The sequence below is a fragment of the Caulobacter sp. GW821-FHT12F03 genome, assembly GCF_058806855.1.
Genome location: NZ_JBXAQC010000001.1, coordinates 577,474 through 603,571, shown reverse-complemented (window position 1 = coordinate 603,571; position 26,098 = coordinate 577,474). Strand labels below are relative to the sequence as shown.

The window sequence follows — 26,098 nt, the reverse complement described above, 5'->3', positions numbered from 1 at the left end:
AAACCTGAAACCCGCGCGGCGCGACGGCCGGGCATCACCGGGCGTAGGTCGACAGCTTCAGCATGGTCGTGGAATCCAGCGCGCCGGTCGGCGGCAGGGCCTGGTCGCGCTGGAAGGCGGCGATGGCGCCCTTGAGCCCCTGCGACGGCACGCCGTCCAGCGGCCCGCGGTAGTAGCCCAGCGTCGTCAGGGCGCGCTGGGCCGAGGTGATGTCGGAGGGCGCCCCCGCGACAGCGGCCTGGCCCGGCGCCTGGGCGGTCGGGGCGGCGGCGGGGCCGGCGGCGCGGAAGCCCTGGGCCGAGCGCTCCGCGGCGCTGCGCGCCTCCGGCGACAGGTCGCGGGCGACGCGGGCCGCGCTGGCGCGGGCCTCGGTGTCGCCGGCCCGGGCCGCGATCAGGTACCATTTGTAGGCTTCGGCGCCGTTCTGGCTGACGCCGTACCCTTCCTCGTAGAGCCGGCCGAGGTTGTACTGGCTGTCGGACAGGCCCATGTCGGCGGCCTTGCGGAACCACTGCGCGGCGGTGGTGGTGTTCTTGGTCCCGCCCTGCCCCTCGAAATAGTAGAGGCCGAGGTTGTGCATGGCCTTGCGGTCGCCGCCCTGGGCCGCGCGCTCGGTCCAGCGACGGGCCTCGACCGGATCCTTGCGCAGCCCGCCTTCGCCGTTCTCGTACAGCTTGGCGAGATAGAACTGGGCCTGGGCGTAGCCGAGGTTGGCGGCGCGCTTGAGCGTGGCCACGCCGGTCAGGTCGCGCGCCTCGATGCGGCGCACCGCGTCGGCGTAGAGCGAAGCGGGGCTTTCGACTGGGGGAACGACGGGCGTCGCGGCGGCGCCGGCCAGCGCCGGATCGCCCGCCGTCGCCGGCCCCACGCCCTGCGGCGCGATGGCCACGGCGGCCCGCGGACCCGGCAGGACCGGTGTGGTGTCGGCTTCCGCCGTCTTGATCTCGCCCTTGGCGTCGGCGCGGCGAATCTGGATCGCCTCGGCCACGCGGCGGGTCATCGAGCCTTCGCCCTTGCCGCCGTAGAGCATGACGCCGCCTGCGCTCAGCAGGCCGACCGTCGCCGCGCCGGCGGCCAGAACGACCGCCGACTGCAGGGAGGAGCCAGCCCGGCGCTTGGGCTTCTTCGCGGCCGAGCCGAACAGGCCGCGCTTCTCGGTCGCGGCCGGGCGGGCCTCGGGCGAGTTGGCCATGCGCGCGGCGCTACGCGCCTGCTCCAGCACTTCCCGCGTCGACCGGGGTCGCGAGGCGGCCTCGACATCGAACGGCGAAATCTCCGGCTGATCGGGAATCACCGGCGCGTCCGGAATCTCGACGTCCTCGGTGATCGGCGCGAAACCGTCGGCCGCCGCGTAGTCTTCCTCGGAGAAGGCCGGCGGACCGCGCTCGGCCGCCGGGAACGGCTCGGGCTCGACCAGCGGCGGCGCCGGTTCCGGGCGGACGAGGGCCTGGGGCGCGAAGGCGTCCTCCGGGATCGTGCGGCCAGGCTCGGGGAAGGGTTCGGCCGCGAACGGATCGCCGAACGGCGCGCGCGGCGCCTCCGGCCGGCGTTGCAGCGGCGTGGCCTGGGCGATCGCGGCGATCGGGCCCTGGGCGACCTGTTCCGACAGCCGCCGATGCGAGGCGTTGAGACTCTGGTCGATCTTCTCGCGCGCCTCGTCGAGCAGACGGGCCGTGCGTTCCTCGCTCTGGCGGATGCGCTCGGCCAAGTCGGCCGACGCGCGTTCCTGGCGCTGGTTGATGCGTTCGGTGACGCGGGCCACCTGTTCGCCGACCTCGTCGATGGCCAGGGCGCCGCGACGCTCGGAATTGGCGATGCGCTCGGCGAGCCGTTCGGTGATGCGGGCGATCTCGCCGCCCAGCTTCTCCAGCGCCTGGGCCTGGACGCCGTCGGCGCGATTGAGCTTCTGTTCGACCACGGTGGCGATGCGCGCCACTTCGCCGCCGATCTGCTCGATCGCGTCGGCGCCGTGGTTCTCCACGGTCTGCACCCTGCGGCTCAGACTGTCGGCCATGCTGACCACCTCCCGCCCCATTCGCTCGATGGCCTGGGCCGACCGGGTCTCCGCCGTCTGGATGTGCGAGGCCATCTCCGACAGCTTGCGCTCCATGCGGTCGAACCGGCCTTCCGAGGCCGTCCGCAGGCTCTCGGCCAGTTCCGTGCGGGTCGCCTCCATCTTGCGCGTCAGCTCGGCCGCCAGGGTCTGCAGCCGGGCGCCGTCGCCGGCGCCGCTTTCAACTGTCTTGAGACGGCGATCGAGCGCGATGAACGAGGCGCCCAGATCGCGCAGGGCGTCGGTCGTGCGGGTCTCGGCTTCCTCGACCCGGGCCACGACAGCCTCGGCCAGTTCCGCCGGATCGACGGCCGGCGCGGCGACGGCGGGCGCGCTCTCGACGGTCGACAGGCGCGCCTCGATGGCGGCCAGGGTCTCGCGGGTGCGGGCTTCGCCCTCGTAAAGCTGGCCGGCGACCTTGCCGAGCATGCCCTCGATGGCGCGCAGGGCCTCGGCCGAGCGGGGACCGGTGGATTCCAGCTCCATGCGGCGCAGGCGCTCGCCGACGCCGCCGTAACGGGTGTTGAGTTCGTCGACCGCGCCCTCGAACCGGGCCGCCACGGCCACCTGCTCGCGTTCGGCCGTCTCCAGCCGCGACAGGGCGCCGCGAACCGACTGGTCGATGCCGGTGATGGCGAGGGTCGAGCGCTGCTCGGCGGCCTCGATGCGGGCGGTCAGGCGTTCGATGGCGTCGGCGACGCGGCTGACTTCGTCCGCCGGATGGCCGGCAACCTCATAGCGGCCGGGGCCGCCCGGACGCGGCGATCCGACGATGATCGGCTCGGGCGGCGGCTCGAAGGCGGGGCCCGGTTCGATGCCGTATTCCTCGACGATTTCCGAAGGAGTCGCGGCGTCACCCTCGACGATCATGCGGTTGAGCCACTCGCCGAGCGTCATGCCTGAGCGGCGCGCGAGATCCTTTGCGATCTCCCGCGCCTTAGGGTCGATACCCTTTACGCTCCAGGGCGCCCCCGACGTCATTCGAATCGTGTCTCCGGCACTCATAGAGAACGCTAACCAGCAAGAGATTGTGTGTAAACGAGCGGTTAACGCTAAATCTAGTGGCTCGTGAGAATAGCTGTGGACGAAGCTTGCGCCGGGCGCTCGCGGCCGCCATCTGGGCCCGGATGGACGTCACCGCCACCCTCGCCGCCGCCGCCCTGTTCGTCGGCCTGACCGCCTTCAGCGGCTGGCGCGGCGGTCTGCCACCGAATCTGGTCAAGGGCCCGCGCATGATGCCCTGGCGGATGATCATGGTCACCTCGGCCGCCGTGGTGCTGGTGCTGCTGGTGCACCTCGCCAGCCTGTTCGGGCTTCGGCAGGACCGCTAGGCTTCGCCCGTCTTCTTTGACCGGCGGGTCAAGCCGGCCATGCCGCCCGAGGACAGCAGGCCGACGTCGGCCAGCAGCATCGGGATCTGCCACTTGTGCGGCGAGGCGATGTAGCGCGGCTGCCAGAGCGGGTCGTACTTGTCCTTGTACCGCCGCACGCCGCGGAAATTGTAGATTTCCTCGCCCCGCTCGAACAGCAGCCGGCCGACGCGCGACATGATCGGAGCCAGCGGGCGATCCTCGAGTCCGGCCAGCGGCGCGGCGCCGAAGTCGAACGCCTGGTAGCCCTGGGCGCGGCCCCACTCGAACAGCTCGACGAACAGGAAGTCCATGATGTTCTTGGGGGCCAGGTCGTTGTAGCGCATCAGGTCCATCGACAGGGCCTTGTGCGAGGCCGTCGGCCAGAGGGTGGCGAAGGCGACGATCCGGCCGGCCGACCGCACGATCGCCACCGGGAACTCGGCCACGTAGCGCGGCACGAAGCCGCCGAGCGAGAACGACTTCTCGCCGCCGGAATGCGCAGCCAGCCAGTCGTCCGAGATGACCTTCAGCTCGTCCAGCAGGTCCGGAACGCCGTCGGGCGGGATGACCTCGAAGGTCGCGCCGCTCTCGCCGGCCTTGCGCCAGTTGCGCCGCAGGACCTCGCGACGGCGGCCCGCGAGGGAGAAGCCGTCAAGCGGCACGGCCGCCGCCTCGCCGATCTTCTGGATCGAGAAGCCCAGCTCGACGGCGTCGGGCAGGTCCTCCGGGCCGATGCCGTAGAGCGCCGGCCGGGCCGCGTGGGCGTCGGCCAGCTCACGGAACCGCCACAGCAGCTCCATGCGCTCGCAGGCCCGGCCGACCGGACCGTCCATGGCGATCCAGGAGCGGCCCCGCACGCCGAACATCAGGAAGGTCTCGCCGGACGGAGAGAACAGGAAGCGCTTGTCGCCGAGCAGCGCCAGGTTGGAGTCCGGCTGGGCCCATTCGGCGTTCTTCAGGATGGCCCGCACGCGATGGAAGTCGGGGTCGTCGTCGCCGGCCACCGGCGGCGTCGCCGGCATGGCGAACATGCGCCAGACGCCGAACAGCAGCAGGGCCAGGGCCGCGCCGCCCGACGAGCGGATGGCGCGGGTCAAGTCCTGGTCGGCCATCACGCGCCAGACCGGCTGGCCGGCGTAATCGGCGTGGGCGAACGACCACCAGCCCAGCAGCGCGGCGCCGCCGACGGCCGCGGCGGCCGAAACCAGCCAGCCCGGCGTCACCTCCATCCGCGACAGGCCGGCGGCGCGGGGGAAGGCGTTGTGCAGCGGCAGGATGACGAGGAAGCAGGCGATCAGCACCGCCGCCTCTTCCCAGTTGAAGCCCTTGAACGGGGCGAGGAAGGCGGCGGCCAGCAGCACGACGAGACTGGCCATCCAGGCCGCGTCGAGCCGCGAGCGCAGGCCGAACGCCAGCAGGATCAGCACCAGGCCGAGAATCGACGACAGGAAGTGGCTGATCTCGATCAGCACCGTCGGCGTGACCTTGAGCAGCTCGACGAGACGCGAGGGGTCCGACGGCGTGGCCCCCGAGGCCAGCAGCATCAGGCCGGACGCCGCCGCCGCGATGGCCGCCAGGGTCGGGGCCGCCGCCAGAAGGGCCGGCTTCAGTTCGCCATAAAGTCGCATGCGATTCCCAACGCCCGTCACGGCGCCTGATATAGCGCGCCCCGCGACGGTTCGCGCGCGACATGATGGCCGAAGAGTCGAACGCCCGTTTGAACCGGCTTGCCCCGAACGCGACGCGCGTTAAGTTGCCGCCAAACAGCAAGACGAGGGACATTGCCATGGCTGACTTTGGCGGCGGCGAACTTGAGGCGTTCCGCGCGGAGGTCCGCGACTGGCTGGCGGCCAACTATCCGCCGTCGCTGAACGCGCCCATGGACGACGAGACCGAGGCGCCCTGGGGCGGCCGCCGGTTCAATCCGAAGAACAAGGACGCCAAGCTCTGGCTCGACCGCATGGCGGCCAAGGGCTGGACCGCGCCGATGTGGCCGAAGGAATACGGCGGCGGCGGCCTGAGCCGCGAGCAGAACAAGGTGCTCGAGTCGGAACTGCGGCGCATCAAGGCCCGCCCGGCCCTGATGAGCTTCGGCATTTGGATGCTCGGCCCGGTGCTGCTGGAGTACGCCACCGAGGAGCAGAAGCAGAAGTTCCTGCCCGGCATCGTCAAGGGCGAGATCCGCTGGTGCCAGGGCTATTCCGAGCCGGGCGCCGGCTCCGACCTCGCCGGCCTGCAGACCCGCTGCGAGGACAAGGGCGACCACTTCCTGATCAACGGCCAGAAGGTCTGGACCAGCTACGCCGACCAGGCCGACTGGATCTTCTGCCTGGTGCGCACCGACACCAGCAAGAAGCACGAGGGCATCAGCTTCGTGCTGTTCGACATGACCACCGAGGGCGTCGAGACCCGCCCGATCAAGCTGATCAGCGGCTACTCGCCGTTCTGCGAGACCTTCTTCACCGACGTGAAGGTCCCCAAGGACCAGCTGGTCGGCAAGCTCAACGGCGGCTGGGAAATCGCCAAGCGCCTGCTGCAGTATGAGCGCCAGAACATCTCCGCCGGCGGCTTCGGCGGCGGCGCGGGCATCGACGTGGTCGAGGCCGCCAAGGAACATGTCGGCCTCGACGCCGAGGGCCGCATCGCCGACGGTGACCTGCGCAACCGGATCAGCGCGCACAAGATGGACGCGGCGGCCTTCGCCCTGACCATCCGCCGCGCCGAGCAGGAGGCCAAGGCCAGCAAGGGCCCGAGCGCCGCCACCTCGATCATCAAGTACGCGGCCGCCAAGCTGAACCAGGAGCGCACCGAGCTGACCGTCGAGGCGCTCGGCCTGCAGGGCCTGGGCTGGGAAGGCGAACAGTTCTCGACCGAGGAAATCGGCGCCATGCGCTCGATGCTCCGGGCCAAGGCCAACTCGATCGAGGGCGGCACCAGCGAGATCAATCTCAATGTCGTCGCCAAGCGGGTGCTCGGTCTGCTGGACCATCAGTGATGATCGAGTTCTGGTACGAGTTCGCCTCGACCTACTCCTACCCGGCGGCCATGCGCGTGGAGCGGATGGCCGAGGCGGCGGGCGTGCGGGTCGAATGGCGGCCGTTCCTGCTCGGGCCGCTGTTCCATGCCCAGCAGGGCCTGACCGACAGTCCGTTCAACGCCTTCCCGGTCAAGGGCCAGTACATGTGGCGCGACATGGAGCGGGTCTGCGCCGAGGAAGGTTTACCGTTGAACCATCCCTCCCAGTTCCCGCGCAACAGCCTGCTGGCGGCCCGCGTGGCCATCGCCGGGCTGGACGACGGCTGGACGCCCGACTTCAGCCGCAAGGTCTATGAGGCCAACTTCGTCGCCGACCTCGACATCTCCAGCCCCGCCGTGCTGGCCCCGCTGATCGAGGAGGTCGGCGGCGCGCCCGAGGCCGTGCTCGAGGCGGCCGGATCCGACGCCGTCAAGGCGCGGCTGAAGGAGCACGTCTCCCAGGCCCGGGCCCGCGGGGTCTTCGGCTCACCCAGTTTCATCACCGCCGACGGCGAGCTCTTCTGGGGCAACGACCGTCTGGAACAGGCGCTCGCCTGGGCGGTCCATCATGAGAAGGCGTCGGCATGAGCCTGCGTCCTTCGACACGGCCGCTGACGCGGCCTGCTCAGGATGACATCGATTTTGCCATCCCCCTCTTTAGTCATGCTGAGCAGCGGCCACCGGCCGCGTGTCGAAGCACGCACAACGTCAACGACCGGTAGGAAACACCAAATGGCCGTCCTGAACGAAGAACAGACCATGCTGCGCGACGCGGCCAAGAGCTGGACGCAGGAGTCGTCGCCGGTGACGAAGCTGCGCGCGCTGCGCGACGGCGGCTCGCACCGGAGTTTCGACCCCGCCGCCTGGGCCGAGATGGGCCAGATGGGCTGGGCCGGGGTCATCGTTCCGGAAGACTATGACGGCTCGAACTTCGGCTACCTGGGCCTCGGCCTGATCCTCGAAGAGACCGGCCGGACCCTGGTCGCCTCCCCGCTCCTGTCCACCGCTCTGATCGGCGCGTCAGCCCTGACCCTGGCCGGCACGGACGCGCAGAAGGCCGCCTGGCTGCCGAAGATCGCCGCCGGCGAGATCGTCGCCACCCTGGCCGTCGACGAGAAGGCGCACCACGCGCCGGAGATGATCGCCCTGAAGGCCGACAAGGCCGGCGACGGCTACGTCCTCACCGGCAAGAAGACCTTCGTGCTCGACGGCGACGCCGCCGACCTGATCGTCGTGGCGGCACGCACCGGCGGCAAGCCGGGCGAGACGGACGGCATCACCCTGTTCCTCGTCGAAGGCGGCGCGGCGGGTCTGACGCGCAAGCATCTGGCCCTGGCCGACAGCCGCGGCGCGGCCGAGCTGATCTTCGACGGCGTCAAGGTCGGCGCCGACGCGGTGCTGGGCGAAGCCGGCAAGGGCTGGGCCGTGCTGGAGCCGGTGCTCGACCGCGCCCGCGCCGGTCTCGCCGCCGAGATGCTCGGCAGCGCCCTGCAGGCCTTCGAGATCACGCTGGACTACCTGAAGACCCGCACCCAGTTCGGCCAGGTCATCGGCACCTTCCAGAGCCTGCAGCACCGGGCGGCGAAGATGTTCACCGACCTGGAAACCACCCGCTCCTGCGTGGAAGCGGCGCTGGAGCAGATCGACGCCGGGGCGAGCGACAACCGCGCCGCCGCCTCGCTGGCCAAGGCCAAGGCCAGCGACCTGGCCCATCTGGTGACCAACGAGATGGTCCAGATGCACGGCGGTATCGGCATGACCGACGTGCATGACGCGGGCCTCTATCTCAAGCGCGCCCGCGTGGCCGAGCAACTGTTCGGCGGCGCAAGCTATCACCGCGACCGCTACGCCCGCGTGCTGGGCTTCTAGGCGATGAACGTCAGCGGCGCCGTCGCCGTCATCACCGGCGGGGCCTCGGGCATCGGCTTCGGCATCGCCCAGGCGCTGGCGAAGCGCGGCGCGAAGGTGGTGCTGGCCGACATCGAGGCCGAGCGGGCCCTGGCGGCGGCCGAGACCTTGCGGGCCCAGGGCCTGGAGGCGACCAGCTGCTATCTCGACGTGATCGACCAGGCCAGCTGGGACGCCACGGCCGACGTGGCCTTCGGCCACTGGGACCAGGCTCCGCAGCTGCTGTTCAACAACGCCGGCGTCGGCGGGGGCTCGACCGTCCATGAGACGCCGGAGCGGATCTGGGACTGGGTGTTCTCGGTCAATATCCGCGGCGTCTATCTGGGGGTGAAGACCTTCGCCCCGCGCATGCTCGAAAGCGGCCTGCCGGGCCGGATCATCAACACCGCCTCGGAGCATGCCCTGGGCCTGCCGGAGTCGAAGCGCGGGGGCGTCGTCGCCCCCTACACCGCCGCCAAGCACGCGGTGATGGGCTATTCCCTGTGCATGCGCCGCGACTTCGAGGGCACCAGCCTGTCGGCCGGAGTGATCTGCCCCGGCGTCGTGCAGAGCGACATCTGGAACGCGTTCCGTAACCGCCACGAGACCTTCGGCGGGGCCCGCCCGCGCGTGGTCGAGGGGCCGCATCCGATGGCCCACGGCCTGCCCGCCGCCACCGCCGGCGAGCGTATCGCCGACCAGGTGGAGAGCGACGCCTTCTTCATCTTCACCAACGGCCCCGACGAGGCCGAGGTGCTGGGCGACTACACCCGCGAGGCCGGCGCGGCCATGGCGGCGTTCCGGGACCGGTACGCGGTCTAGGCGTCCCCGTCGGGACGGTCAGGACTCACGCCCGAAGCGCGTCCCGTTCGGGCGCGGCGACCTGTTCCTTCTGCAGGGCCAGTTCGATCTGCTCGATCAGTCGCGCCGGATTGATCGGCTTTTCGGCCACGTCGTCCATGCCGGCCGCCAGATAGTCGCGCTTCTGGCTGGGCAGCACGTTGGCGGTCAGGCCGATGATCGGGATGCGGCCCAGGGAACCGCCGAGCGCGCGGAGCTGGCGCGTCGCCGTCACGCCGTCCATCACCGGCATCTGGATGTCCATCAGGATCAGGTCGAAGGGCGCGGCCTGCGCGACATCGAGACCCTCGGCGCCGTTCGCGGCCGTCTCGACCTCGGCGCCGACCGCCTCCAGCAGCATGCGGGCGACCTTCTGGTTGGTCGGATTGTCGTCGACCACAAGGATGCGCAGGCCGGCCGCCTGGTCGTCGTCCGGCTCCGCCCGCGCGGAGGACGTGTCGGTCGGCACGGCTTCTACCCGGAGAGCCCGCACCTCGAACCAGAAGGTCGATCCCTGCCCCTCGACGCTGGTGAAGCCGATCCGGCCGCCCATCAGGTCGATCAGGGTGGCGCAGATCGACAGCCCGAGCCCGGAGCCGCCGAACTCGCGCACGATCGAGCCGTCGGCCTGGCTGAAGCGCCGGAACATCTGCGGCTGGGCGGCGGCCGGGATTCCGATGCCGGTATCCTCCACCTCGACCCGCAGGGCCTGCCGGCCGGACGGGTCGGGTTCGGACAGGATGCAGCGGACGCTGACATGTCCGCTCGCGGTGAACTTCACGGCGTTGCCGATCAGATTCAGGCACAGCTGACGCAGCCTCAGGCCGTCCACCAGAAGCGTACCGGGCGGCCCCTCGAACGCGGCCCGGAGCGCGATGCCCTTTTCCCGGGCCTGGGTGGCGAAAAGGCCGACCACCTCCCGCAGCAGCGCCTCCGGGTCGGTCGGCTCCGGGTCCAGCTCGAAGTTCCCTGACTCGATCCGGGACAGGTCGAGGACATCGTTGAGCAGCCCCTGCAGGAGCGCGCCGCTGGCCAGGGCCTCTTCCACGAGTTGCCGGCTTTCGGCGTCCAGTCCCCGGCGGCGCAGCAGGTGCAGCACCCCGATCACGCCGTTCATCGGCGTGCGGATCTCGTGGCTCATGTTGGCGATGAAGCGGGACTTGGATTCCGACGCCGCGTTGGCCGCGACCATCGCCGCCTTGAGCCGGCGGCGCTGGCGACGGTCGTGCAGAATGGTCAGCGCCGGCGCGATCAGCAGGAACATCAGCAGCAGGCCGGCCGGCGGCGCCACGACCCAGACCAGGTCACGGGCCGGCTGGCGATAGTCCCAGTCGATCCGGGCGACCTGCGCGCCCGCGTCATCAAGCAGGAAGACTTGCGCCTCCTTCGGCTCGGGCTTGCCGAACGGCACGCGCTCGACATGCAGGTTGTCGAGCAGGAAGTGGCTGCCGAGCCAGTCCAGGAAGACGCCGTCGATGGCCTGCACCGTGACGACCACCGGCGCGCGCGGGCCGGCGGGCAGCGCCGTGCCGAAGTCGGGCTGGATGAGGCTGGCCGAGACGACCAGCGGTCCCGATTCCGTGGCGACCTTCGTCGTCTCGTCGATCGCCCGGGCGATCATCGAGCCGCTCTTCGCGCCCGGTGAAAAGGCGCCGCGCCGCGCCTCGCGCGCCCTGATCTTGGCGACCAGCTGGGCGACCGCGGGCTGAAGCTCCTTCGGGATGCGGGCCCGGGCCGGCCTGGCGTCGCGCCATCCCGCCAGAGCCCGGCCGTCGGCGTCGAGAACATAGACCTGGGCGACGCTGCAGCTCGTCGTCAGGTACTGGCCGATGTTGGTGTCGGCCCAGGCGGCGTCGAAGCGGTTGTCGAGATGGGCGATCGCATCGTCCCAAACGGTGTTGGGACTGATGCAGCTGCGCAGCGCGCTGTCCTTGAGCTTCAGGCCGTTCTCGACGAGCTGTTCCTCGTGGCGGGCCGACAGGCCATCGATGCTGTTGGCCGCGGCGCTCAGGCCGCCGACGAGCGCCACGATGGCAAGGCCGGCGGCGGCGATGATCGCCGCCGCGCCGGCGCGACTTCCGCGATCCTGTCGCCTGGCCTGCCTCGTCGATTTCCCGACCATGGGCGCTCCGCGACGCCCGAGCGCCCCCCTGGCGTCGACGTCAGGCCCGATCCTAGGCCCGGAATGGCTCCGTCCCGGTTTACCCGTTTCGGGCCCGAGGACCGGAACCGCCCTCCCCGCCCGGGGTTCTCCTTGCTCATTCAGTAAGGGAGCAGCCCATGTCCACCGACATCAACGACCGCGCCGAGGTCGAGAAGCGCCTCTGGCGCGAGATCAGCAAGCACGGTCACACCGTCATGCTGGGGGCGCACACCCACCCCATGCAGCACTTCCAGCCGATGACCGCCTTCGCCGAACCCGAGACGGGCCAGATCTGGTTCTTCACCCGCTCCGACACCGACCTCGCCCGGTCGATCCAGGAGGGCAAGGGCGCGATGATGATCGTGCAGGACGGCCAGAAGTTTCACGCCTGCGTCGGCGGCGAGCTGACGCTGCAGCACGATCCGGCGCGGATCGAGAAGTACTGGAACCCGGTCGTCGCGGCCTGGTACCCGGAGGGCAAGGCCGATCCGCTCCTGACCCTGCTCTGCCTCGACGCCAGCGACGCCCAGGTCTGGATCAGCGAAGGCGGCCCGATCAAGTTCGCGTTCGAGATCGCCAAGGCCAACGCCACGGGCGAGACGCCCGATGTGGGCGGCACGCGGCGGCTGAACCTGAACTGAGGCGCGCCGGACAGGTCGGGCCGTCCCGAGGGACCGTTTGACCTGTCCCCGGCCTAGCCCTTTTTCACAAACGGTTCGGGCGCGCGGCGGCCGCCCTGGCGCTCGAGCATCCAGCCCGGGTACTCGGGCGGCAGCTTCGAGGCGGCGTCAAGCGCGGCCATCTCCTCGGCCGTCAGCGCGATCTCGGCGGCGGCCAGGTTGTCGTCGAGCTGCTCGACGGTCCTTGCCCCGATGATCACCGTGGTGACGAACGGCTTGGCCAGCACGTAGGCCAGGGCGATGCGGGCGACGGAGACGCCGCGGGCGTCGGCGATCAGCTTCATTGCGTCAATGCAGTCCCAGGCGCGGTCGCGGTTGACCGGCGGGAAGTCGAAGCTAACCCGGCGGGCGCCGTTGGGTCCGGCCCCCTCGCGGGTGAACTTGCCGGACAGCAGGCCGCCGGCCATCGGCGACCAGACCATCAGCCCCATTCCCTGGTCCTGCAGCATCGGGACGACCTCGCGCTCGAGATCGCGGCCGGCGATGGAATAGTAGGCCTGGACGGTTTCGAAGCGGGCGTAGCCGCGGGCGTCGGCGATGCCGTGCGCCTTCATCATCTTCCAGGCCGGCCAGTTGGAGCAGCCGACGTAGCGCACCAGCCCCTGGCTGACGAGGTCGTCGAGCGCCCGCAGCGTTTCCTCGACCGGCGTCACCGGGTCGTTGGCGTGGATCTGGTAGAGGTCGATGTAGTCGAGCTGCATCCGGTCAAGGCTGGCCCGCACCGCGTCCATGATATGGCCGCGCGAGGCGCCCTTGTCGTTGGGGCCGGGCCCCATCTCGCCGAAGCACTTGGTGGCGATGACCACATCACTGCGCTTGACCCCGAGGTTGCGCAGCGCCGCGCCGACCATCTGTTCCGACTGGCCGGCCGAGTAGACGTCGGCGGTGTCGATGAAGTTGACCCCGCTGGCCAGCGCCCGGCCGATCATGGCGTCGACGCCCTGCTGATCGACCGCGCCGATCGCGCCCCACATGCCCGTGGCCTCGGCGGCGAAGGTCATCGTCCCCAGACAGATCTCCGACACATAGAGGCCCGTCCGCCCCAACTGCCTGTATTTCATGACAAACCTCTGAGTTCTTGCGTGAGCCTGTTTTCAGGATCAGATCGGTGTGTCGACTTCCCGACACAGGGTAAAAACGAAGGTCAAACACTGTCGTTATTCAGAAATACTCGGTCAATTAGCCTTCAGAAAAACTCTGTCTGGATTATGTCGGCTAAGCGACAGTGCTTGGCTGCAACGGCCTATAGCCTGCAACCGCCGCTGGAGAACGGCGTTTGATTTGCATGACGAGTCCGTTGCCCTTGAAAAATCGCCTGCTCGCCTCCCTGTCGCCTGCCGACTTCGCGCTTGTCTCGCCGCAGCTGACCCTCATCGAGATGGACAAGGGTCGCCTGATTTGCGACCCGGGCGATCCGATCGAGACGATATACTTCCCCCATGACTGCGTCATCTCGCTGATGACCCTGATGGAGAGCGGTTCGGCCATAGAGTCCGCCACCATCGGCCGCGAAGGCGCGTTCGGCCTGCAGGCCGCCATGGCGCCGCGCGAGGCGATGTCCCGCGCCATCGTCCAGGTTCCGGGCCGGGCCTCGCGGATGTCGGCGACGGCGCTGGCCGAGGCCTGCCGGCGCTCTCCCGCGCTGATGACCCTGATTGACCGGCACAATGAAGCGCTGTTCGGCCACGCCATCCAGTCGGTGGCGTGCAACGCCCTGCACAGCGTCGAGGCGCGGTTCTGCCGCTGGCTGCTGACCTGCCGCGACCGCATCGACAGCGACACCGTCAGCCTGACGCAGGAGTTCCTCGCCGACATGCTCGGCGTCCAGCGGACCACCGTCACGGCCATCGCCGGGGCGCTGCAGACCCGCGGACTGATCCGCTATCGCCGCGGCATCGTCGACATCCTGGACCGGGCCGGGCTCGAGGCCGCGGCCTGCGAATGCTACGGTACGGTGCGGCAGAACTACGAGCGTCTGCTGCCCGACCCGGCCCGTCGCGTCGTCGCCTAGGCGGCCGCCCGGGCCTTCTGGCTGACCTCCTCCGCCTTGCGGCCGTTCAGTTCGACCATGTGATCGTAGACGGCCTCGAATGTGCCCAGGCCCTGGGTCATGGACCGCAGGTCGAGGATGAAGTCCTGCCGCTCGTCATGCGGCATGTAGACCTCGATGCTGTCCCAGCCCGGCCAGCCCGGGCGGGCGTCGAAGCCCAGCATGCGCCCGCGCCGGTTGGCGATCGACGAGCTGATGCGGGCCGTGGCCGCATTCGGGGCGTGGATGACCAGCTTCTCGATCGGCTCCAGCAGGATCGACCCGGCCTGGGCCAGCCCCTCCTGCATGCCGATGCGGCCCGCCGTGCGGAAGGCCATTTCCGAGGAGTCGACGGCATGGAACGAGCCGTCGATCAGGGTCACCGCCACGTCGACCACCGGGAAGCCCAGCGGGCCGCGCTCCAGGGCGTCGCGCACCCCCTGCTCGACGGCGGGGATCCACTGTTTGGGCACCACGCCCCCGGTGATCCGGTCGTCAAAGCGGAAGCCCTCGCCGCGCGCCAGCGGCCGGATCTCCAGCAGGGTGTCGCCGAACTGGCCATGGCCGCCGGACTGCTTCTTGTGCCGGCCGCGCTGGGTGACCGCCTTGCGGATCGTCTCGCGGTAGGGCGTCGCCGGGGTGTGGCTGACGACCTCGACCTGGTAGCGGCGCTTCAACCGGTCGAGCGCGATGCGCAGGTGGCCCTCGCCCTGGCCGCCGAGACGCATCTCGTGCAGCGCCGCGTCCTGGGTCAGCCGCAGACCGGGGTCCTCCTCGAGCAGCTTCTGCAGCGCGCCGGACAGCCGCACGTCATCCTTGCGGTCGCGGGTGGCGATGGCCAGTTCGAACACCGGCGCGCGCGGCGCGGGCGCCACCTTCGCCGTCTGCGGCGTCTTGCCGGACGACAGCAGGTCGCCCGCATGGGCGCCCTCCAGCTTGCCCAGGGCGACGACATCGCCGGTCTCGGCCGAGGCGATCTTCTTCGTCGCCTGGCCCTGGACGCTGAACAGCCCGCTCACGCGAGCCCGGTCGCCGTTCGGCAGGGTGAACTCGGCCCCGTCCTGCAGCGGGCCGCCCAACACCCGGGCATAGGCCAGCTTGCCAGCCTGTCCGGCGTGTGACGTCTTGAGGACGTAGGCCCCCGCGCCCGTCAGGCCCAGCCGCCCGGCCGCCGATTCCGGCCCCGGCGCGTCATGGCGCAGGGCCTTGAGCAGGCGTCGCACGCCGTTGCCCTGCAGCGCCGCGCCGAAGAACACCGGGGCGATCTGGCCGGCGCGGGTCTCGGCGATCAGGTCGGCGAAGATGGTGTCGGGCGGCGGGGTCTCGTCAGCCAGCAGCATCTCCATCAGGGCGTCGTCGAAGTCGGCCATCTGCTCCAGCATGTGGAAGCGGGCGGAGGCCTCCTCGTCGATCAGCCCGGCCGGGATTTCGACCTGCTCCGAGGCTTTGCCGGCGCGGTAGACGAAGGCCCGTTCGAGGGCCAGATCGATGAAGCCGGCGACATGCTCGTCCTTCCAGATCGGCAGCTGGCGCGCGACCAGCGGGATGGCGCTGACCGGCTGCAGGGCCTTGAGCAGGTCGTCGACGTGGCCGCGGGCCTGGTCGATCTTGTTGACGAAAAAGGCGCGCGGCACGTTCAGAGCCTCCAGCGCCTTGAGCCAGGGCTGGATCAGCACCGCCTTGTCCGGATCGGGGTCGATGACCACGATCGCCAGGTCCAGCGCAGCCAGCCCGTGGTCGCATTCTGCGCGGTGCTCGACCGAGCCCGGCCAGTCGATCAGCGCGTAGCGGTCGCCGAGATAGCTGAAGCCGGCGAGGTTCATCTCGACCGACTGACCGGCCTGTTTCGCCTCAGGCGAAGCGTCGCCGACGGCGCCGGGCTGCCCGACCACGCCCTGGCGGTCCGTGGCCCCGGCGGCGTGCAGCAGGGCTTCGAAGAGGGTCGTTTTACCGGCGCCGTTCGGGCCGACCAGACCGATCGCCCGAACCGCGCCCGATTTCCTTGAGGACATACGCGTTCTCCCACCTTACGGCGGCGAGACGCGCGGCCTCGCCGCGTCGTTTCCGGTTATGGGGGCGCGAGACCCGGGCCCCACGGGCTGATCGAACACCCGGCGCGCGCCGAGGGCAAGCGCAAGTAACCCTGCGTCAGGCTTTCCCGTCCCGCGACCCTGGGTGATACTTCGCCAACGACGGAGGATAGCTGCGACATGGCCAGTCAACTGGACGCGATCGTCATGGGCGCCGGCTTCGGCGGCCTGACCGCGGCGATCAAGCTCAAGGAAGCGGGCTTCGGCCGGATCGTGGTGCTGGAGAAGGCCGACCGGATCGGCGGCACCTGGCGCGAGAACACCTATCCCGGCGCCTGCTGCGACGTGCCCTCGCGGCTCTATTCGCTGTCCTTCGCCCTGAATCCCGACTGGAGCCGGGCCTTCTCGCCCCAGGCCGAGATCCGCGACTACATGGAGCGGGTGGCGAAACAGTTCGGGGTGATGGACCTGTTCCGCTTCAACACCGAGGTCGAGAAGGCCGTCTGGGATGACGCCGCCGGCCTGTGGACCGTCACCGTCAAGGGCGGCGAGACGCTGTCGGCGCCGGTGCTGGTGTCCGGCCTCGGCCAGCTTAACAAGCCGGGTTACGCCGGCATCCCGGGCCGCGAGACCTTCAGCGGCGACAGCTGGCACTCGGCCGGCTGGCGGCACGACATCGACCTGGCGGGCAAGACCGTCGGCTGCATCGGGGCCGGGGCCAGCGCCATCCAGTACATCCCCGAGATCGCCAAGACGGCCGGCAAGGTGATCGTGTTCCAGCGCACGCCCAACTATGTCGTGCCCCGGCTCGACAAGCCGTTCAGCGCCTTCGAGAAGTGGCTGTACCGCACCGTCCCGGCCATCGACCGGCTCAATCGCTGGTTCATCTGGCAGATGATGGATCTGCGCTTCAACGCCTTCAAACAGGGCACGAAGTCTGCCGAGGCCTTCAAGGCGCTGGCGCTGAAGTACCTCGACCAGGTGGTCACCGATCCGGTGCTCAAGGCCAAGTTGACGCCTGACTATCCGATCGGCTGCAAGCGGGTGCTGATCTCCGACGACTATTACCAGGCGCTGATGCGGCCGAATGTCGAGCTGGTCACCGAGGCGGTGCAGGCGGTGACGGCGAACGGCGTGAAGACCGCCGACGGCGCCGAGCACGCCTGCGACGTGTTGATCTACGGCACCGGCTTCGTGACCACCGACTTCATCTCGCCGGTCGAGATCGTCGGCGCGGGCGGCAAGACCCTCAACGACGCCTGGAAGGACGGGGCGGAAGCCTATCTCGGCGTCACCGTCGCGGGCTTCCCCAACCTGTTCATGCTGTACGGGCCGAACACCAATCTCGGGCACAACTCGATCATCGTGATGATCGAGTCCCAGGTCGGCTATCTCGTCGAGGCGATGAAGGCACTGAAGCGACGCGGCGCGAAGGCCATGTCGGTGAAGGACGAGGCATTCAGGAAGTTCAACGCTGAACTACAGCACGATCTGACCAAGACCGCCTGGGCCGGGTCCTGCTCCAGCTGGTACAAGACCGCGTCCGGCAAGATCACCAACAACTGGGGCGGCGACACCGCGACCTATCGGCGGCTGATGAAGACGCCGGTGCTGGCGGATTATGAGGTGGCCTAAGGCGGAGGGGCCAGGGATTAGAGGCCAGGGATTGGTCGGAGCGGAGTGGCGGCCAGATTCGCGCTACACTAGCCCCTAATCCCTAGAACAGGTGCCACAGCGTCACGACGAACGCCGTGACCGCGGCGATGATCGCCTTGGACAGCACAGCCAGCACCAGCAGGCCCAGCGCTGTCAGCAGGCCGCCGACGAGGCCGAGCACGCCGTCCTTTTCCGCCACGCCCAGTCCGAAGGCCGCCAGCGCCAGGGCCGGGGCCATGTGGGTGAACGGGATCGGCAGGATGATGATGATCGCCAGCGCCAGGCAGACCGCGCCGATCAGCCGGTCGCTCCACGGATTGTAGAGGAAGGTCAGGCGTGGCCGCAGCCGCCGCTCCAGCCAGGTCAGGTAGGGCGCGACCTTCTCCATCAGCGAGACGAAGTCGGTCAGCTTCATGTGCCGGTCGGCGATGATGCGCGGCAGCCAGAGCGTGCGACGGCCGACCATCAACTGGGCGGTGATGAACAGCAGCGGCGCGCCGAGAATGGCCGAGACGCCGGGCGGCATCGGCAGGGCCGCCGGGGCGGCGAAGACGAACATCAGCGCCCCGAACGCCCGGTCGCCGAACGCCTCGAGCACGTCCTGCACCGCGATGGTCTTGCGGCGCGAGGCGGCGAGACCGTCGAGGATTTCGGAAATACGGGGGGCGTGTTCGGACTCGGACATCAGAGTCAGGGCTTAGCGCGTTCCCGGTCGCCGGTCACGTCCACGAAAATGAGTATCAGACGCGGCCCGACACCGGCAGCAGGGCGCCGGTCACGCCGCTGGCCGCGTCGGAGGCCAGCCACAGGATCGCCTGGGCCACCTCATCGGGCGTGACCCAGGCGCCGAAGTCGGCATCGGGCATGTCGGCGCGATTGGTCGGGGTGTCGATGATCGAGGGCAGCACGGCGTTGACCGTCACACGCCCCTTCAGTTCCTCGGCCAGACTCTCGGTCAGGCGATGCACGCCGGCCTTGGAGGCCGCGTAGGCGCCCATGCCCGCCGCCGCCTTGACCGCCCCGCCCGCGCCGACGCTGACGATCCGCCCGGCCCGGGCGGCCAGCAGGTGCGGCAGGGCCGCCTTGCAGGCGCTGGCGCAGGTCAGGGTGTTGAGCGTGAACATCCGGCTCCAGGCGGCGAGGTCGCCGTCCGCCAGGGTCTGCCAGGTGAAGCCGCCCGCGACGTTGACCAGCACGTCCAGCCCGCCGAGCACGTCGGCGGCCTTGTCCATGGCCGCCTTCGCCTGGCCCTCGTCGGAGAGGTCGACACCGCCGACGACGGTGACGCCCTCGGGCAGACCACGGCCTGCCGGCGCGAAGTCGATCAGCGCGGCGCGGCCCCCGCTCGCCAGCACCGCGCGGGCCACCGCCTGGCCGAGCACGCCGAAGCCGCCGGTGATCGCATAGGTCTTCGAGGTCATGGCCGGATCCTAGGTCGGACGGGTTTGCATCTGCGGATTGGGCAGCAGGCTGTCGGCCGTCGCGCAGTCCGGCAGCGGCCCCTGGGGCATGTCGGCGCCGTCGACGGTCATCCAGATGCCGACCCAGGCGCCCTCTTCCTTCGGCTTCATGGTCAGCGGCCAGGACAGCTGGCGGATCGTGTCGGGGATGTTCGCGTCGAGCACCGGATTGCCGGACGGATGGACCACGACCACGTCGACGGCGCGCCCGGGGTCCGGCCCGAAGCGCATGCAGACTCCGACCGCGCCCTGGATCGGCGTCGGTTCGGCCGCCGCGGCCGCGCCGCCGGCCAGCAGAACCATCGCTCCAAGGATCGCCGCCGACCGCGCCATGCCGTTCGCCTCGCCACGGGTCGTCGCGCCCGTTCTTCCGGTAAAGATCAATCGCCCGGTGGTGACAAGTCGGCTCGCGCGCGGGAAGCTGCGGCCATGACCCTGATCCCCCTCCCCGCCCAGCCCGCCGGCACGCCCTGGCCGACCCAACAATGGCCCGAGGGCGAGCGCCTGGCCGGCCCGGCCGCCGCCCATCTCGACAGCGCCTTCGCCGCCGACAGCGTGGACACGCTCGGCCGCACCGACGCCCTGCTGGTCGTCCAGGGCGGAAAGATCATCTACGAGCGCTACGGCGACGGGCTGACGGCGGACAACACCCACCCCAGCTGGTCCAAGGCCAAGAGCATCACCCAGGCCCTGACCGGACTGCTGGTCGGCGACGGACGGATCGACATCCACGCCCCGGCCGACGTGCCCGAATGGCGCGGCGAAGGCGATCCGCGCGGGGCGATCACCCTGGACCAGCTGCTGCGCATGTCGAGCGGGCTGAAGTTCACCGAGGAATACGGGCCTGACGCGCCGTCCGACGTGATCCCGATGCTGTTCGGCGAGGGCCAGAAGGACGTCGCCGCCTTCGCCGCCAACATGCCGCTGCTCTACGCGCCGGACCGCTACATGGCCTACTCCAGCGGCACGACCAACATCATCAGCCGGGCCCTGTCGCGGGCGCTGAATGCCTACGGGCCCGACTTCGAGGCCTTCATGCGGGCGCGACTGTTCGAACCGCTGGGGATGACCAGCCCGGTCCCCAAGTTCGACGAGGCCGGCACCTTCATCGGCTCGTCCTTCTGCTTCTGCACGGCGCGGGATTTCGCGCGGTTCGGCCTGCTCTATCTGCGCGACGGAGTCTGGGAGGATCGGCGCATCCTGCCGGACGGCTGGGTCGACTACGCCCGCACCCGCACCACCGCGATCCATGACGACGCCGAGCCGTACGGCGCGCAGTGGTGGCTGGGTCTCGGCGGCCCGGGCAGCTTCTCGGCCAACGGCTATGACGGCCAGTACACCCTGCTGGTCCCGGATCTGGACGTCGTGCTGGTGCGCCACGGCGCGACGCCGATGCCGCTGAAGGACAATCTGAAGGCCTTCATCGGCGGGGCGGTCGAGGCGATGAGATCCGCAACGTCTTGATCACCCGCCCGTTCGGACCACATCGCCTCTGACGCCGGCTGTTCGGCGCGCCGGATGAGCGACATGAAACCCGTGGTGACCGCGATCGCCCTGACTTTCCTGACCGGCCTGTTCTCCGGCGCCGCCGCCCGGGAGAAGGTCGAGGAACCGGCCTTTTCCCTCCTGGACTCGCCGGCAGGCCTCGAGATTCGCCAGTACGGCCCGCGCATCGCGGCCGAGACCACCGTCGCCGGTCGGGACGAACAGGCCCGCTCGGCCGGTTTCCGGCGACTGGCCGGCTACATCTTCGGCGGCAACACCACCCGCGCCTCGATCGCCATGACCGCGCCGGTGGCCCAGGCGTCGGAGAAGATCGCCATGACCGCGCCCGTGGCCCAGACGCCGGACGGCGCGGACGCCTGGCGCATCCAGTTCATCATGCCCAGCCAGTACAGCCTCGACACCCTGCCGGCGCCGAAGGATCCGTCGGTGCGGCTGGTGGCGCTGGAGCCCGAAACCTTCGCCGTGCTGCGGTTTTCGGGCAGCACCCGCGACGGGGCCGTCAACGCCCGAAAGGCCGAGCTGCTGCGGCGGCTGGCCGGGACGGACTGGCGGCCGGCGGGCGAGCCCGTGGCCTGGTTCTACGACCCGCCCTGGCGGCTGCCCTCGCAACGGCGCAACGAAGTCGCCGTGCTGGTGACGCGGGCGCCCTAGACTCGCTTCGCCCCGGTGCAGGCTGACAGATTTTCGGGGGTTGGCTTCCGGCGGGGGAGCCGACTAGGAGATCACTGACCGCCGGTTTCCGACCGCGCAGACCCTCTCGTTCCGGACACACGCCATGCAGCATCACCGCCTCGGCCGCAGCGCCATCTATGTCTCCAAGATCTGCATGGGGACGATGACCTTCGGCTCCCAGGCCGACGAGGCGATGGCCCACCGGGTCCTCGACCAGTCGCTCGAGGCCGGGATCAACTTCTTCGACACCGCCGAGAACTATCCGGTGCCGCCGAAGGAGGAATGGGCCGGCACCTGCGAGGAGATCGTCGGCCGCTGGATGAAGACCAAGCGCCGCGACGAGCTGATCATCGCCACCAAGGTCTGCGGTCCGAGCCACGGCTGGATCAAGGGCAGCCAGCGCGCCGGCATGACCGCGCTCGACCGGCACAACATCGTCCGCGCCGTCGAGGGCAGCCTCAAGCGTCTGCAGACCGACTACATCGACCTGTACCAGACCCACTGGCCCGACCATGACGGCCCCTATGAAGAGGTCATGCGCGCGCTCGACGATCTGGTGCTGGCCGGCAAGGTGCGGGTGCTGGGCTGCAGCAACGAGACGGCCTGGGGCCTGATGAAGAGCCTCAGCGTCTCCGCCAGCGAGGGCCTCGCCCGCTACGAGACGATCCAGAACAATTTCTCGATGAACAACCGCCGCTTCGAGGACGCCCTGTCGCAGGTCTGCCTGCAGGAAGGCGTCAGCCTGATCCCCTATTCGCCGCTGGGCGGCGGCGTGCTGTCGGGCAAGTACAACGACGGCGGCCTGCCCGACGGCGCGCGCTTCTCCAGCTACCTCAAGATCGGCGGCCGGCAGGCGGTCATGGCCAAGCGGTTCGTCAACGACAAGACCCTGGCCTCGACCGAACGGTTCATGGCCATCGCCGCCGAAGCCGGCATGGCGCCGGTGACCCTGGCCACCGCCTGGAGCAAGCAGCACAAGTTCGTCGCCTCGACGATCGTCGGCGTGACGCACGAGAACCAGCTGGCCGACATCCTCGCCGCGTCCGACCTGACGCTCAGCGACGAGGTGATGAAGGCCATCGACGCCGTGACGAAGGACATCCTCTACCCTATGGGGTGAGCCATGACCGACCCGACGCGACTTTCCGGCCCGACCTCGCACAGCTTCATGTCCCAGCGGCTGAAGCTGCACTACGCCGCCTGGGGCGATCCCGAGGCCCCGCCGCTGCTGCTGCTGCACGGCGGGCGGGACCACTGCCGCAGCTGGGACTGGGTCGCCCAACGGCTGGCCGACCGCTATCACATCATCTGCCCGGACCTGCGCGGCCATGGCGACAGCGCCTGGTCGCCGGACGGCGACTATTCGATGGCGTCCTACCTCTATGACCTGGCCCAGCTGATCCATCAGCTGAAGCTGGCGCCGCTGACGATCATCGCCCACTCGCTCGGCGGCAACATCGCCCTGCGCTACACCGGCCTCTATCCGGACAACGTCAGCCGGCTGGTGGCCATCGAGGGCATGGGTCCCTCGCCGAAGATGATCGCCGAACGCGAGAAGACGCCCGTCGCCGACCGCCTGCGCGGCTGGATCGACGAGAAGCGCCAGGCCGCGGGCCGCCTGCCGAAGCGCTATCCGACCTTCGAGGAGGCGCTGGCGCGGATGAAGTCGGAGAACACCTACCTGACCGATGAGCAGGCCCGACATCTCACCGCGCACGGCGTCAGCCAGAACGAGGACGGCACCTTCAGCTGGAAGTTCGACAACTACCTGCGCGTCTGGTCGGCGCCGGACCTGAACCACCAGCAGATCGCCAGCCTGTGGGAGGCGATCACCTGTCCGACGCTGCTCTGCTACGGCGAAAAGAGCTGGGCCTCGAATCCCGAAAAGGACGGCCGCGCCGCCCATTTCCGCGATGCCCGCACGGTCAGCTTCGCTGACGCCGGCCACTGGCTGCACCACGACCAGTTCGAACGGTTCATGGCCGAGGTCGAGGGCTTCCTGGCCGCCTAGCGCGGCGCCGTCAGCCCAGCAGACGGGCGTAGACCGCCAGGGTCGAGGCGACCATGGTCGAGGCGCGGTACAGCTGCGACACATGCCGCCAGGCGCTGTCCGACATCCGCGCATAGGTGGCGGCGTCGGTGGTGATGGCCCTGGCCATGGCGTCGGCGAGAGCTTCGGCGTCGCCGGCCTCGAACTGCCAGCCGGTTTCGCCGTCGATCACGGTTTCGACCGGCGCGCCGATGTTGGAGGCGATCACGGGCCGGCCCATGGCCTGGGCCTCGACGACCGTGCGGCCGAAGGCTTCCGGCTCGAGCGACGGCACCAGCACATAGTCGACGCCGGCATAGGCGGCGGCGATGTCGCGCACGTCGCCGACCAGCTTGACGTGGCCCGCCAGTCCGCCGACCGAAATGCGCTTCAGCAGGCCGGCGGTATACTCGGACCGCCCCTGGTCGCCGCCGGCGATGATCAGCTGAAAACCGCGCACGCCGCGTTCGAGCAGCAGGCGGCAGGCCTCGATGGCCAGTTCCTGGCCCTTCCAGCGCGTCAGCCGCGCCGGCAGCAGGAAGGCCACGCCCCCCTCCGGATCGATCATCGGATGGGGCGAGCGGCCCTTCGCCGCGTCCGGACGACGCTGGAAGATGTCGAAATCCACGCCGCGCGGAATGGTCACCACCCGGTCCGGATCGGCGCCGTAGCGGGCCTTGACCAGATCGGCCGTAAAGCCCGAGTTGGCGATCACCAGATCGCCCGAGGCCATGACCGAATTGTACAGTTTCTTGAGGGCGTTACCCTCGTTGTAGGTCCCGTGGAAGGTCGTCACGAACGGCAGGCCGAGCCGCCGCGCGGCGATCCGCGCCGACCAGGCCGGGGCCCGGGAGCGGGCATGGATAATCGTCACGCCCTCGGCCCGGGCGATGGCCGCCAGCCGGCCGGCGTTGCGCCAGGCCGTGAAAATGTTCTTGGTCGCCAGCGGCAGGCGGAAGAACTCGCCGCCGATCGCCGTCAGGCGGTCCTCCAGCTGTCCGCCCTCGGAGGCCACCAGCGCCCGGCCGCCGGCCTTCACGATGCCCTCGGCCACCTCGATGGTCGTCCGCTCGACGCCGCCGGTGCTCAGCTCGGGAACGACCTGCAACACGCACAGGGGCTTACCAGCGGTCATGACGTCCAGGACTCTGCGCACCTTCTGCGGCGCGCGGCCTTGATATCCTGATTTCCCGTGAGATCGCCAGCCGGGGCCGGGAGCGCGGCGTGGAGCCCTTTGCGCGCCGGAAACCTCTGTTACTATGAGGTCTTCAGCACTCCAGACCGATCCCGATGCGCCGCACGTCAAGCAAACTGGTTTCCGTGGGCGGCGCCGGTCTGGCGTTCGGGGTCCTCGCGGCCCTGATCAAGGCGGTCAGCGAACGGCAGGTGGCGGTGCTGTTCCTCGACCAGATCCTGTCCGGCGCCTGGCTGGATGATCCGGCGGCCGGCGGCGTGTTCGTCTTCGCGATCGTCATCTACCTGTCGGCGGCGATCCTCGCGGTCGGCCTGGTCATGCGGGCGTTGAAGGCCTGACCTCAGGCCGCCCGCGGGCGGCTCAGAAGCGCTTCCAGCAGCCGGTCGACCTCCGAGGCGGGAATGGCCTCGATGGCCTTGTCGCCGAAGTTCTCGGCCACCAGCGGATAGACCGTCGAGGCGGCGGGCAGGAACTTGCGCTCCTTGCGACGCTCGCAGAACAGGCTGACCAGCGGCGCGCCGCCGGCCGCCAGCATGTGACCGGGACCGGCGTCCGCGGCGACGGCCGCCGACAGGCGGCCCGCCAGCGCGATGGTGAGCAGCGGCCCCTGGACGGGCGAGGTCGCGTCCACCCCGTCCTCGAGCGGCAGCAGGGCGAATGGCGCCTGGCTTCGCACGGGCTCAAGGTAGTCGCGTTCCGCAGGGCCGAGGATGAACACCGGCCGACGACCGCGCTCGAACTGCGCGGCGGCCAGCTGGAGGTAGCGATCCAGCGGCCAGCGGCGTTCGAGGCCGCCCGAGCCTGGCGCGAAGCCGACATAGGTCTCGCCCGGCGGCAGCAACGTCCTCGCCGCCGCGTCCCCTTCGGGTGTCGCCAGCTTCGGATGCCCGGAGGTCGCCTGCGGTCCGGCGGCCAGCTTCAGCAGGCCGTCGAGCTGGAGCGCCATGCTTTCGGGCCAGGGCGTGGCCGGCCGGCGATCCGACAGCGCGAACCTTGCCGCGGCCGAGATGAACGACCGCCCGGCGCGCCGGATGACCAGACTGCGACGGATATTGGTCTGGGTGTCGATGATCAGATCGAAGGTGCGGCCGCCGAACGGGGCGCTCGGGCTCAGCACATCGCGCAGGCGTTCACCGAGCGGCTCGCCCAGCAGCAGCTGGTCGATGAAGCGGAACACGACCGGCTTGAGCCATCCGGCATAGACGCTTTTCCCGCTCGCCGCGCACCAGGTGATGTGGGCGTCGGGAAACGCGGCGCGGAGCCCCGCGGCGAACGGCAACTTGATCAACCCGTCGCCGCTCAGCTCTTCGACCGAATAGACGAGAATCGACCGGATCATGTCGAGGACCTTTGAGGAGCCTGCGTTTAGGGTGGCCCGGAACGGGTGCAAGCCACGGGAACACGCCGCCCGAGCAATGCGCCACGCTGACGCCTGACCGTGCAGGCCCGCCTTAGGCGTGTTTTGTGACGGGAGTTTGCGGATATCTGGCGGGATTGTGTCCGCCGCCCGGTGACCGGAAAACGACCAGGCGCTCAGGCCGGGACCGGACG

General features: G+C 69.8%; 23 protein-coding genes. 13 read left to right on the top strand and 10 right to left on the bottom strand.

From position 1 onward, the window contains the following. Window positions 1-34 precede the first annotated feature (34 nt). Window positions 35-2,950, bottom strand: a complete 2,916-nt coding sequence (locus AC1RN0_RS02900) for a peptidoglycan-binding protein (protein WP_492785922.1) — start codon at window positions 2,948-2,950, stop codon at window positions 35-37. Between the two features lie 194 nt (window positions 2,951-3,144). Between AC1RN0_RS02900 and AC1RN0_RS02895 the strand changes: the two genes are divergently transcribed. Beyond that, the gene (locus AC1RN0_RS02895) at window positions 3,145-3,384 is read left to right on the top strand and encodes a hypothetical protein (RefSeq protein ID WP_492785921.1); all 240 of its coding nucleotides are present in this window, start codon (window positions 3,145-3,147) and stop codon (window positions 3,382-3,384) included. Here AC1RN0_RS02895 and AC1RN0_RS02890 read toward each other — a convergent pair. Next, window positions 3,381-5,033 carry a phosphatidylglycerol lysyltransferase domain-containing protein gene (locus AC1RN0_RS02890; RefSeq protein ID WP_492785920.1) on the bottom strand — a complete coding sequence of 551 codons (1,653 nt, stop codon included), beginning with the start codon at window positions 5,031-5,033 and terminating at the stop codon, window positions 3,381-3,383. The genes AC1RN0_RS02895 and AC1RN0_RS02890 overlap by 4 nt on opposite strands. A gap of 158 nt (window positions 5,034-5,191) precedes the next feature. Here AC1RN0_RS02890 and AC1RN0_RS02885 point away from each other — a divergent pair, with 158 nt between their 5' ends. The 4 genes from AC1RN0_RS02885 (at window position 5,192) to AC1RN0_RS02870 (ending at window position 9,129) form a co-directional block, all read left to right on the top strand. Continuing rightward, window positions 5,192-6,400 (top strand): acyl-CoA dehydrogenase family protein, encoded by a 1,209-nt coding sequence (locus tag AC1RN0_RS02885; RefSeq protein ID WP_492785919.1) that lies wholly within the window; start codon window positions 5,192-5,194, stop codon window positions 6,398-6,400. Next, a complete protein-coding gene (locus AC1RN0_RS02880) occupies window positions 6,400-7,008 on the top strand; it encodes a 2-hydroxychromene-2-carboxylate isomerase (RefSeq protein WP_492785918.1) in 609 nt (202 codons plus the stop codon). Before AC1RN0_RS02885 ends, AC1RN0_RS02880 begins: the two co-directional genes overlap by 1 nt. Window positions 7,009-7,152: 144 nt before the next feature. Then, the gene (locus AC1RN0_RS02875) at window positions 7,153-8,289 is read left to right on the top strand and encodes an acyl-CoA dehydrogenase family protein (protein ID WP_492785917.1); all 1,137 of its coding nucleotides are present in this window, start codon (window positions 7,153-7,155) and stop codon (window positions 8,287-8,289) included. A 3-nt stretch (window positions 8,290-8,292) separates the two neighbouring features. After that, on the top strand, window positions 8,293-9,129 hold the full coding sequence (locus AC1RN0_RS02870) for an SDR family NAD(P)-dependent oxidoreductase (protein WP_492785916.1): 837 nt from the start codon (window positions 8,293-8,295) through the stop codon (window positions 9,127-9,129). 25 nt (window positions 9,130-9,154) lie between these two features. On the opposite strand, the gene AC1RN0_RS02865 is transcribed toward AC1RN0_RS02870, so the two are convergent. Beyond that, window positions 9,155-11,269, bottom strand: a complete 2,115-nt coding sequence (locus AC1RN0_RS02865; RefSeq protein ID WP_492785915.1) for a hybrid sensor histidine kinase/response regulator — start codon at window positions 11,267-11,269, stop codon at window positions 9,155-9,157. A 158-nt stretch (window positions 11,270-11,427) separates the two neighbouring features. Between AC1RN0_RS02865 and AC1RN0_RS02860 the strand changes: the two genes are divergently transcribed. After that, window positions 11,428-11,931: a pyridoxamine 5'-phosphate oxidase family protein gene (locus AC1RN0_RS02860; RefSeq protein WP_492785914.1), complete on the top strand. Its 504-nt coding sequence runs from the start codon at window positions 11,428-11,430 to the stop codon at window positions 11,929-11,931. A 53-nt stretch (window positions 11,932-11,984) separates the two neighbouring features. Here the strand turns inward: AC1RN0_RS02860 and AC1RN0_RS02855 are convergent, their stop codons facing one another. Then, entirely contained in the window at window positions 11,985-13,031 is a 1,047-nt protein-coding gene (locus AC1RN0_RS02855; protein WP_492785913.1) for an aldo/keto reductase, read from the bottom strand. Between the two features lie 242 nt (window positions 13,032-13,273). Between AC1RN0_RS02855 and AC1RN0_RS02850 the strand changes: the two genes are divergently transcribed. Continuing rightward, on the top strand, window positions 13,274-13,981 hold the full coding sequence (locus AC1RN0_RS02850; RefSeq protein WP_492785912.1) for a Crp/Fnr family transcriptional regulator: 708 nt from the start codon (window positions 13,274-13,276) through the stop codon (window positions 13,979-13,981). On the opposite strand, the gene AC1RN0_RS02845 is transcribed toward AC1RN0_RS02850, so the two are convergent. After that, window positions 13,978-16,011 carry an elongation factor G gene (locus tag AC1RN0_RS02845; protein WP_492785911.1) on the bottom strand — a complete coding sequence of 678 codons (2,034 nt, stop codon included), beginning with the start codon at window positions 16,009-16,011 and terminating at the stop codon, window positions 13,978-13,980. The two genes, AC1RN0_RS02850 and AC1RN0_RS02845, sit on opposite strands and share 4 nt — an antisense overlap. A gap of 198 nt (window positions 16,012-16,209) precedes the next feature. Between AC1RN0_RS02845 and AC1RN0_RS02840 the strand changes: the two genes are divergently transcribed. Further along, window positions 16,210-17,664 carry a flavin-containing monooxygenase gene (locus AC1RN0_RS02840; RefSeq protein WP_492785910.1) on the top strand — a complete coding sequence of 485 codons (1,455 nt, stop codon included), beginning with the start codon at window positions 16,210-16,212 and terminating at the stop codon, window positions 17,662-17,664. Window positions 17,665-17,746: 82 nt separating this feature from the next. On the opposite strand, the gene AC1RN0_RS02835 is transcribed toward AC1RN0_RS02840, so the two are convergent. Genes AC1RN0_RS02835 through AC1RN0_RS02825 form a run of 3 tightly spaced genes read right to left on the bottom strand, consistent with a single transcriptional unit; the run spans window position 17,747 to window position 19,478 of the window. Then, the gene (locus AC1RN0_RS02835; protein WP_492785909.1) at window positions 17,747-18,370 is read right to left on the bottom strand and encodes an exopolysaccharide biosynthesis protein; all 624 of its coding nucleotides are present in this window, start codon (window positions 18,368-18,370) and stop codon (window positions 17,747-17,749) included. 55 nt (window positions 18,371-18,425) lie between these two features. Beyond that, window positions 18,426-19,106, bottom strand: coding sequence for an SDR family oxidoreductase (locus tag AC1RN0_RS02830; RefSeq protein WP_492785908.1), 681 nt, complete (start codon window positions 19,104-19,106; stop codon window positions 18,426-18,428). Between the two features lie 9 nt (window positions 19,107-19,115). Then, window positions 19,116-19,478 (bottom strand): energy transducer TonB, encoded by a 363-nt coding sequence (locus tag AC1RN0_RS02825; protein ID WP_492785907.1) that lies wholly within the window; start codon window positions 19,476-19,478, stop codon window positions 19,116-19,118. Window positions 19,479-19,574: 96 nt separating this feature from the next. Here AC1RN0_RS02825 and AC1RN0_RS02820 point away from each other — a divergent pair, with 96 nt between their 5' ends. From AC1RN0_RS02820 to AC1RN0_RS02805, 4 genes are all read left to right on the top strand, one after another. Beyond that, a complete protein-coding gene (locus AC1RN0_RS02820) occupies window positions 19,575-20,609 on the top strand; it encodes a serine hydrolase domain-containing protein (RefSeq protein WP_492785906.1) in 1,035 nt (344 codons plus the stop codon). A gap of 54 nt (window positions 20,610-20,663) precedes the next feature. Then, window positions 20,664-21,302, top strand: a complete 639-nt coding sequence (locus tag AC1RN0_RS02815) for an SOUL family heme-binding protein (RefSeq protein ID WP_492785905.1) — start codon at window positions 20,664-20,666, stop codon at window positions 21,300-21,302. A 124-nt stretch (window positions 21,303-21,426) separates the two neighbouring features. Continuing rightward, window positions 21,427-22,443 carry an aldo/keto reductase gene (locus tag AC1RN0_RS02810; protein ID WP_492785904.1) on the top strand — a complete coding sequence of 339 codons (1,017 nt, stop codon included), beginning with the start codon at window positions 21,427-21,429 and terminating at the stop codon, window positions 22,441-22,443. A 3-nt stretch (window positions 22,444-22,446) separates the two neighbouring features. Continuing rightward, the gene (locus AC1RN0_RS02805; RefSeq protein ID WP_492785903.1) at window positions 22,447-23,334 is read left to right on the top strand and encodes an alpha/beta fold hydrolase; all 888 of its coding nucleotides are present in this window, start codon (window positions 22,447-22,449) and stop codon (window positions 23,332-23,334) included. 10 nt (window positions 23,335-23,344) lie between these two features. Here the strand turns inward: AC1RN0_RS02805 and AC1RN0_RS02800 are convergent, their stop codons facing one another. After that, window positions 23,345-24,487, bottom strand: a complete 1,143-nt coding sequence (locus AC1RN0_RS02800) for a glycosyltransferase family 4 protein (RefSeq protein WP_492785902.1) — start codon at window positions 24,485-24,487, stop codon at window positions 23,345-23,347. Between the two features lie 155 nt (window positions 24,488-24,642). Between AC1RN0_RS02800 and AC1RN0_RS02795 the strand changes: the two genes are divergently transcribed. After that, window positions 24,643-24,885, top strand: a complete 243-nt coding sequence (locus AC1RN0_RS02795; protein ID WP_492785901.1) for a hypothetical protein — start codon at window positions 24,643-24,645, stop codon at window positions 24,883-24,885. A gap of 2 nt (window positions 24,886-24,887) precedes the next feature. Here the strand turns inward: AC1RN0_RS02795 and AC1RN0_RS02790 are convergent, their stop codons facing one another. Then, window positions 24,888-25,886 carry a glycosyltransferase family 9 protein gene (locus AC1RN0_RS02790; protein WP_492785900.1) on the bottom strand — a complete coding sequence of 333 codons (999 nt, stop codon included), beginning with the start codon at window positions 25,884-25,886 and terminating at the stop codon, window positions 24,888-24,890. Window positions 25,887-26,098: the final 212 nt, after the last annotated feature.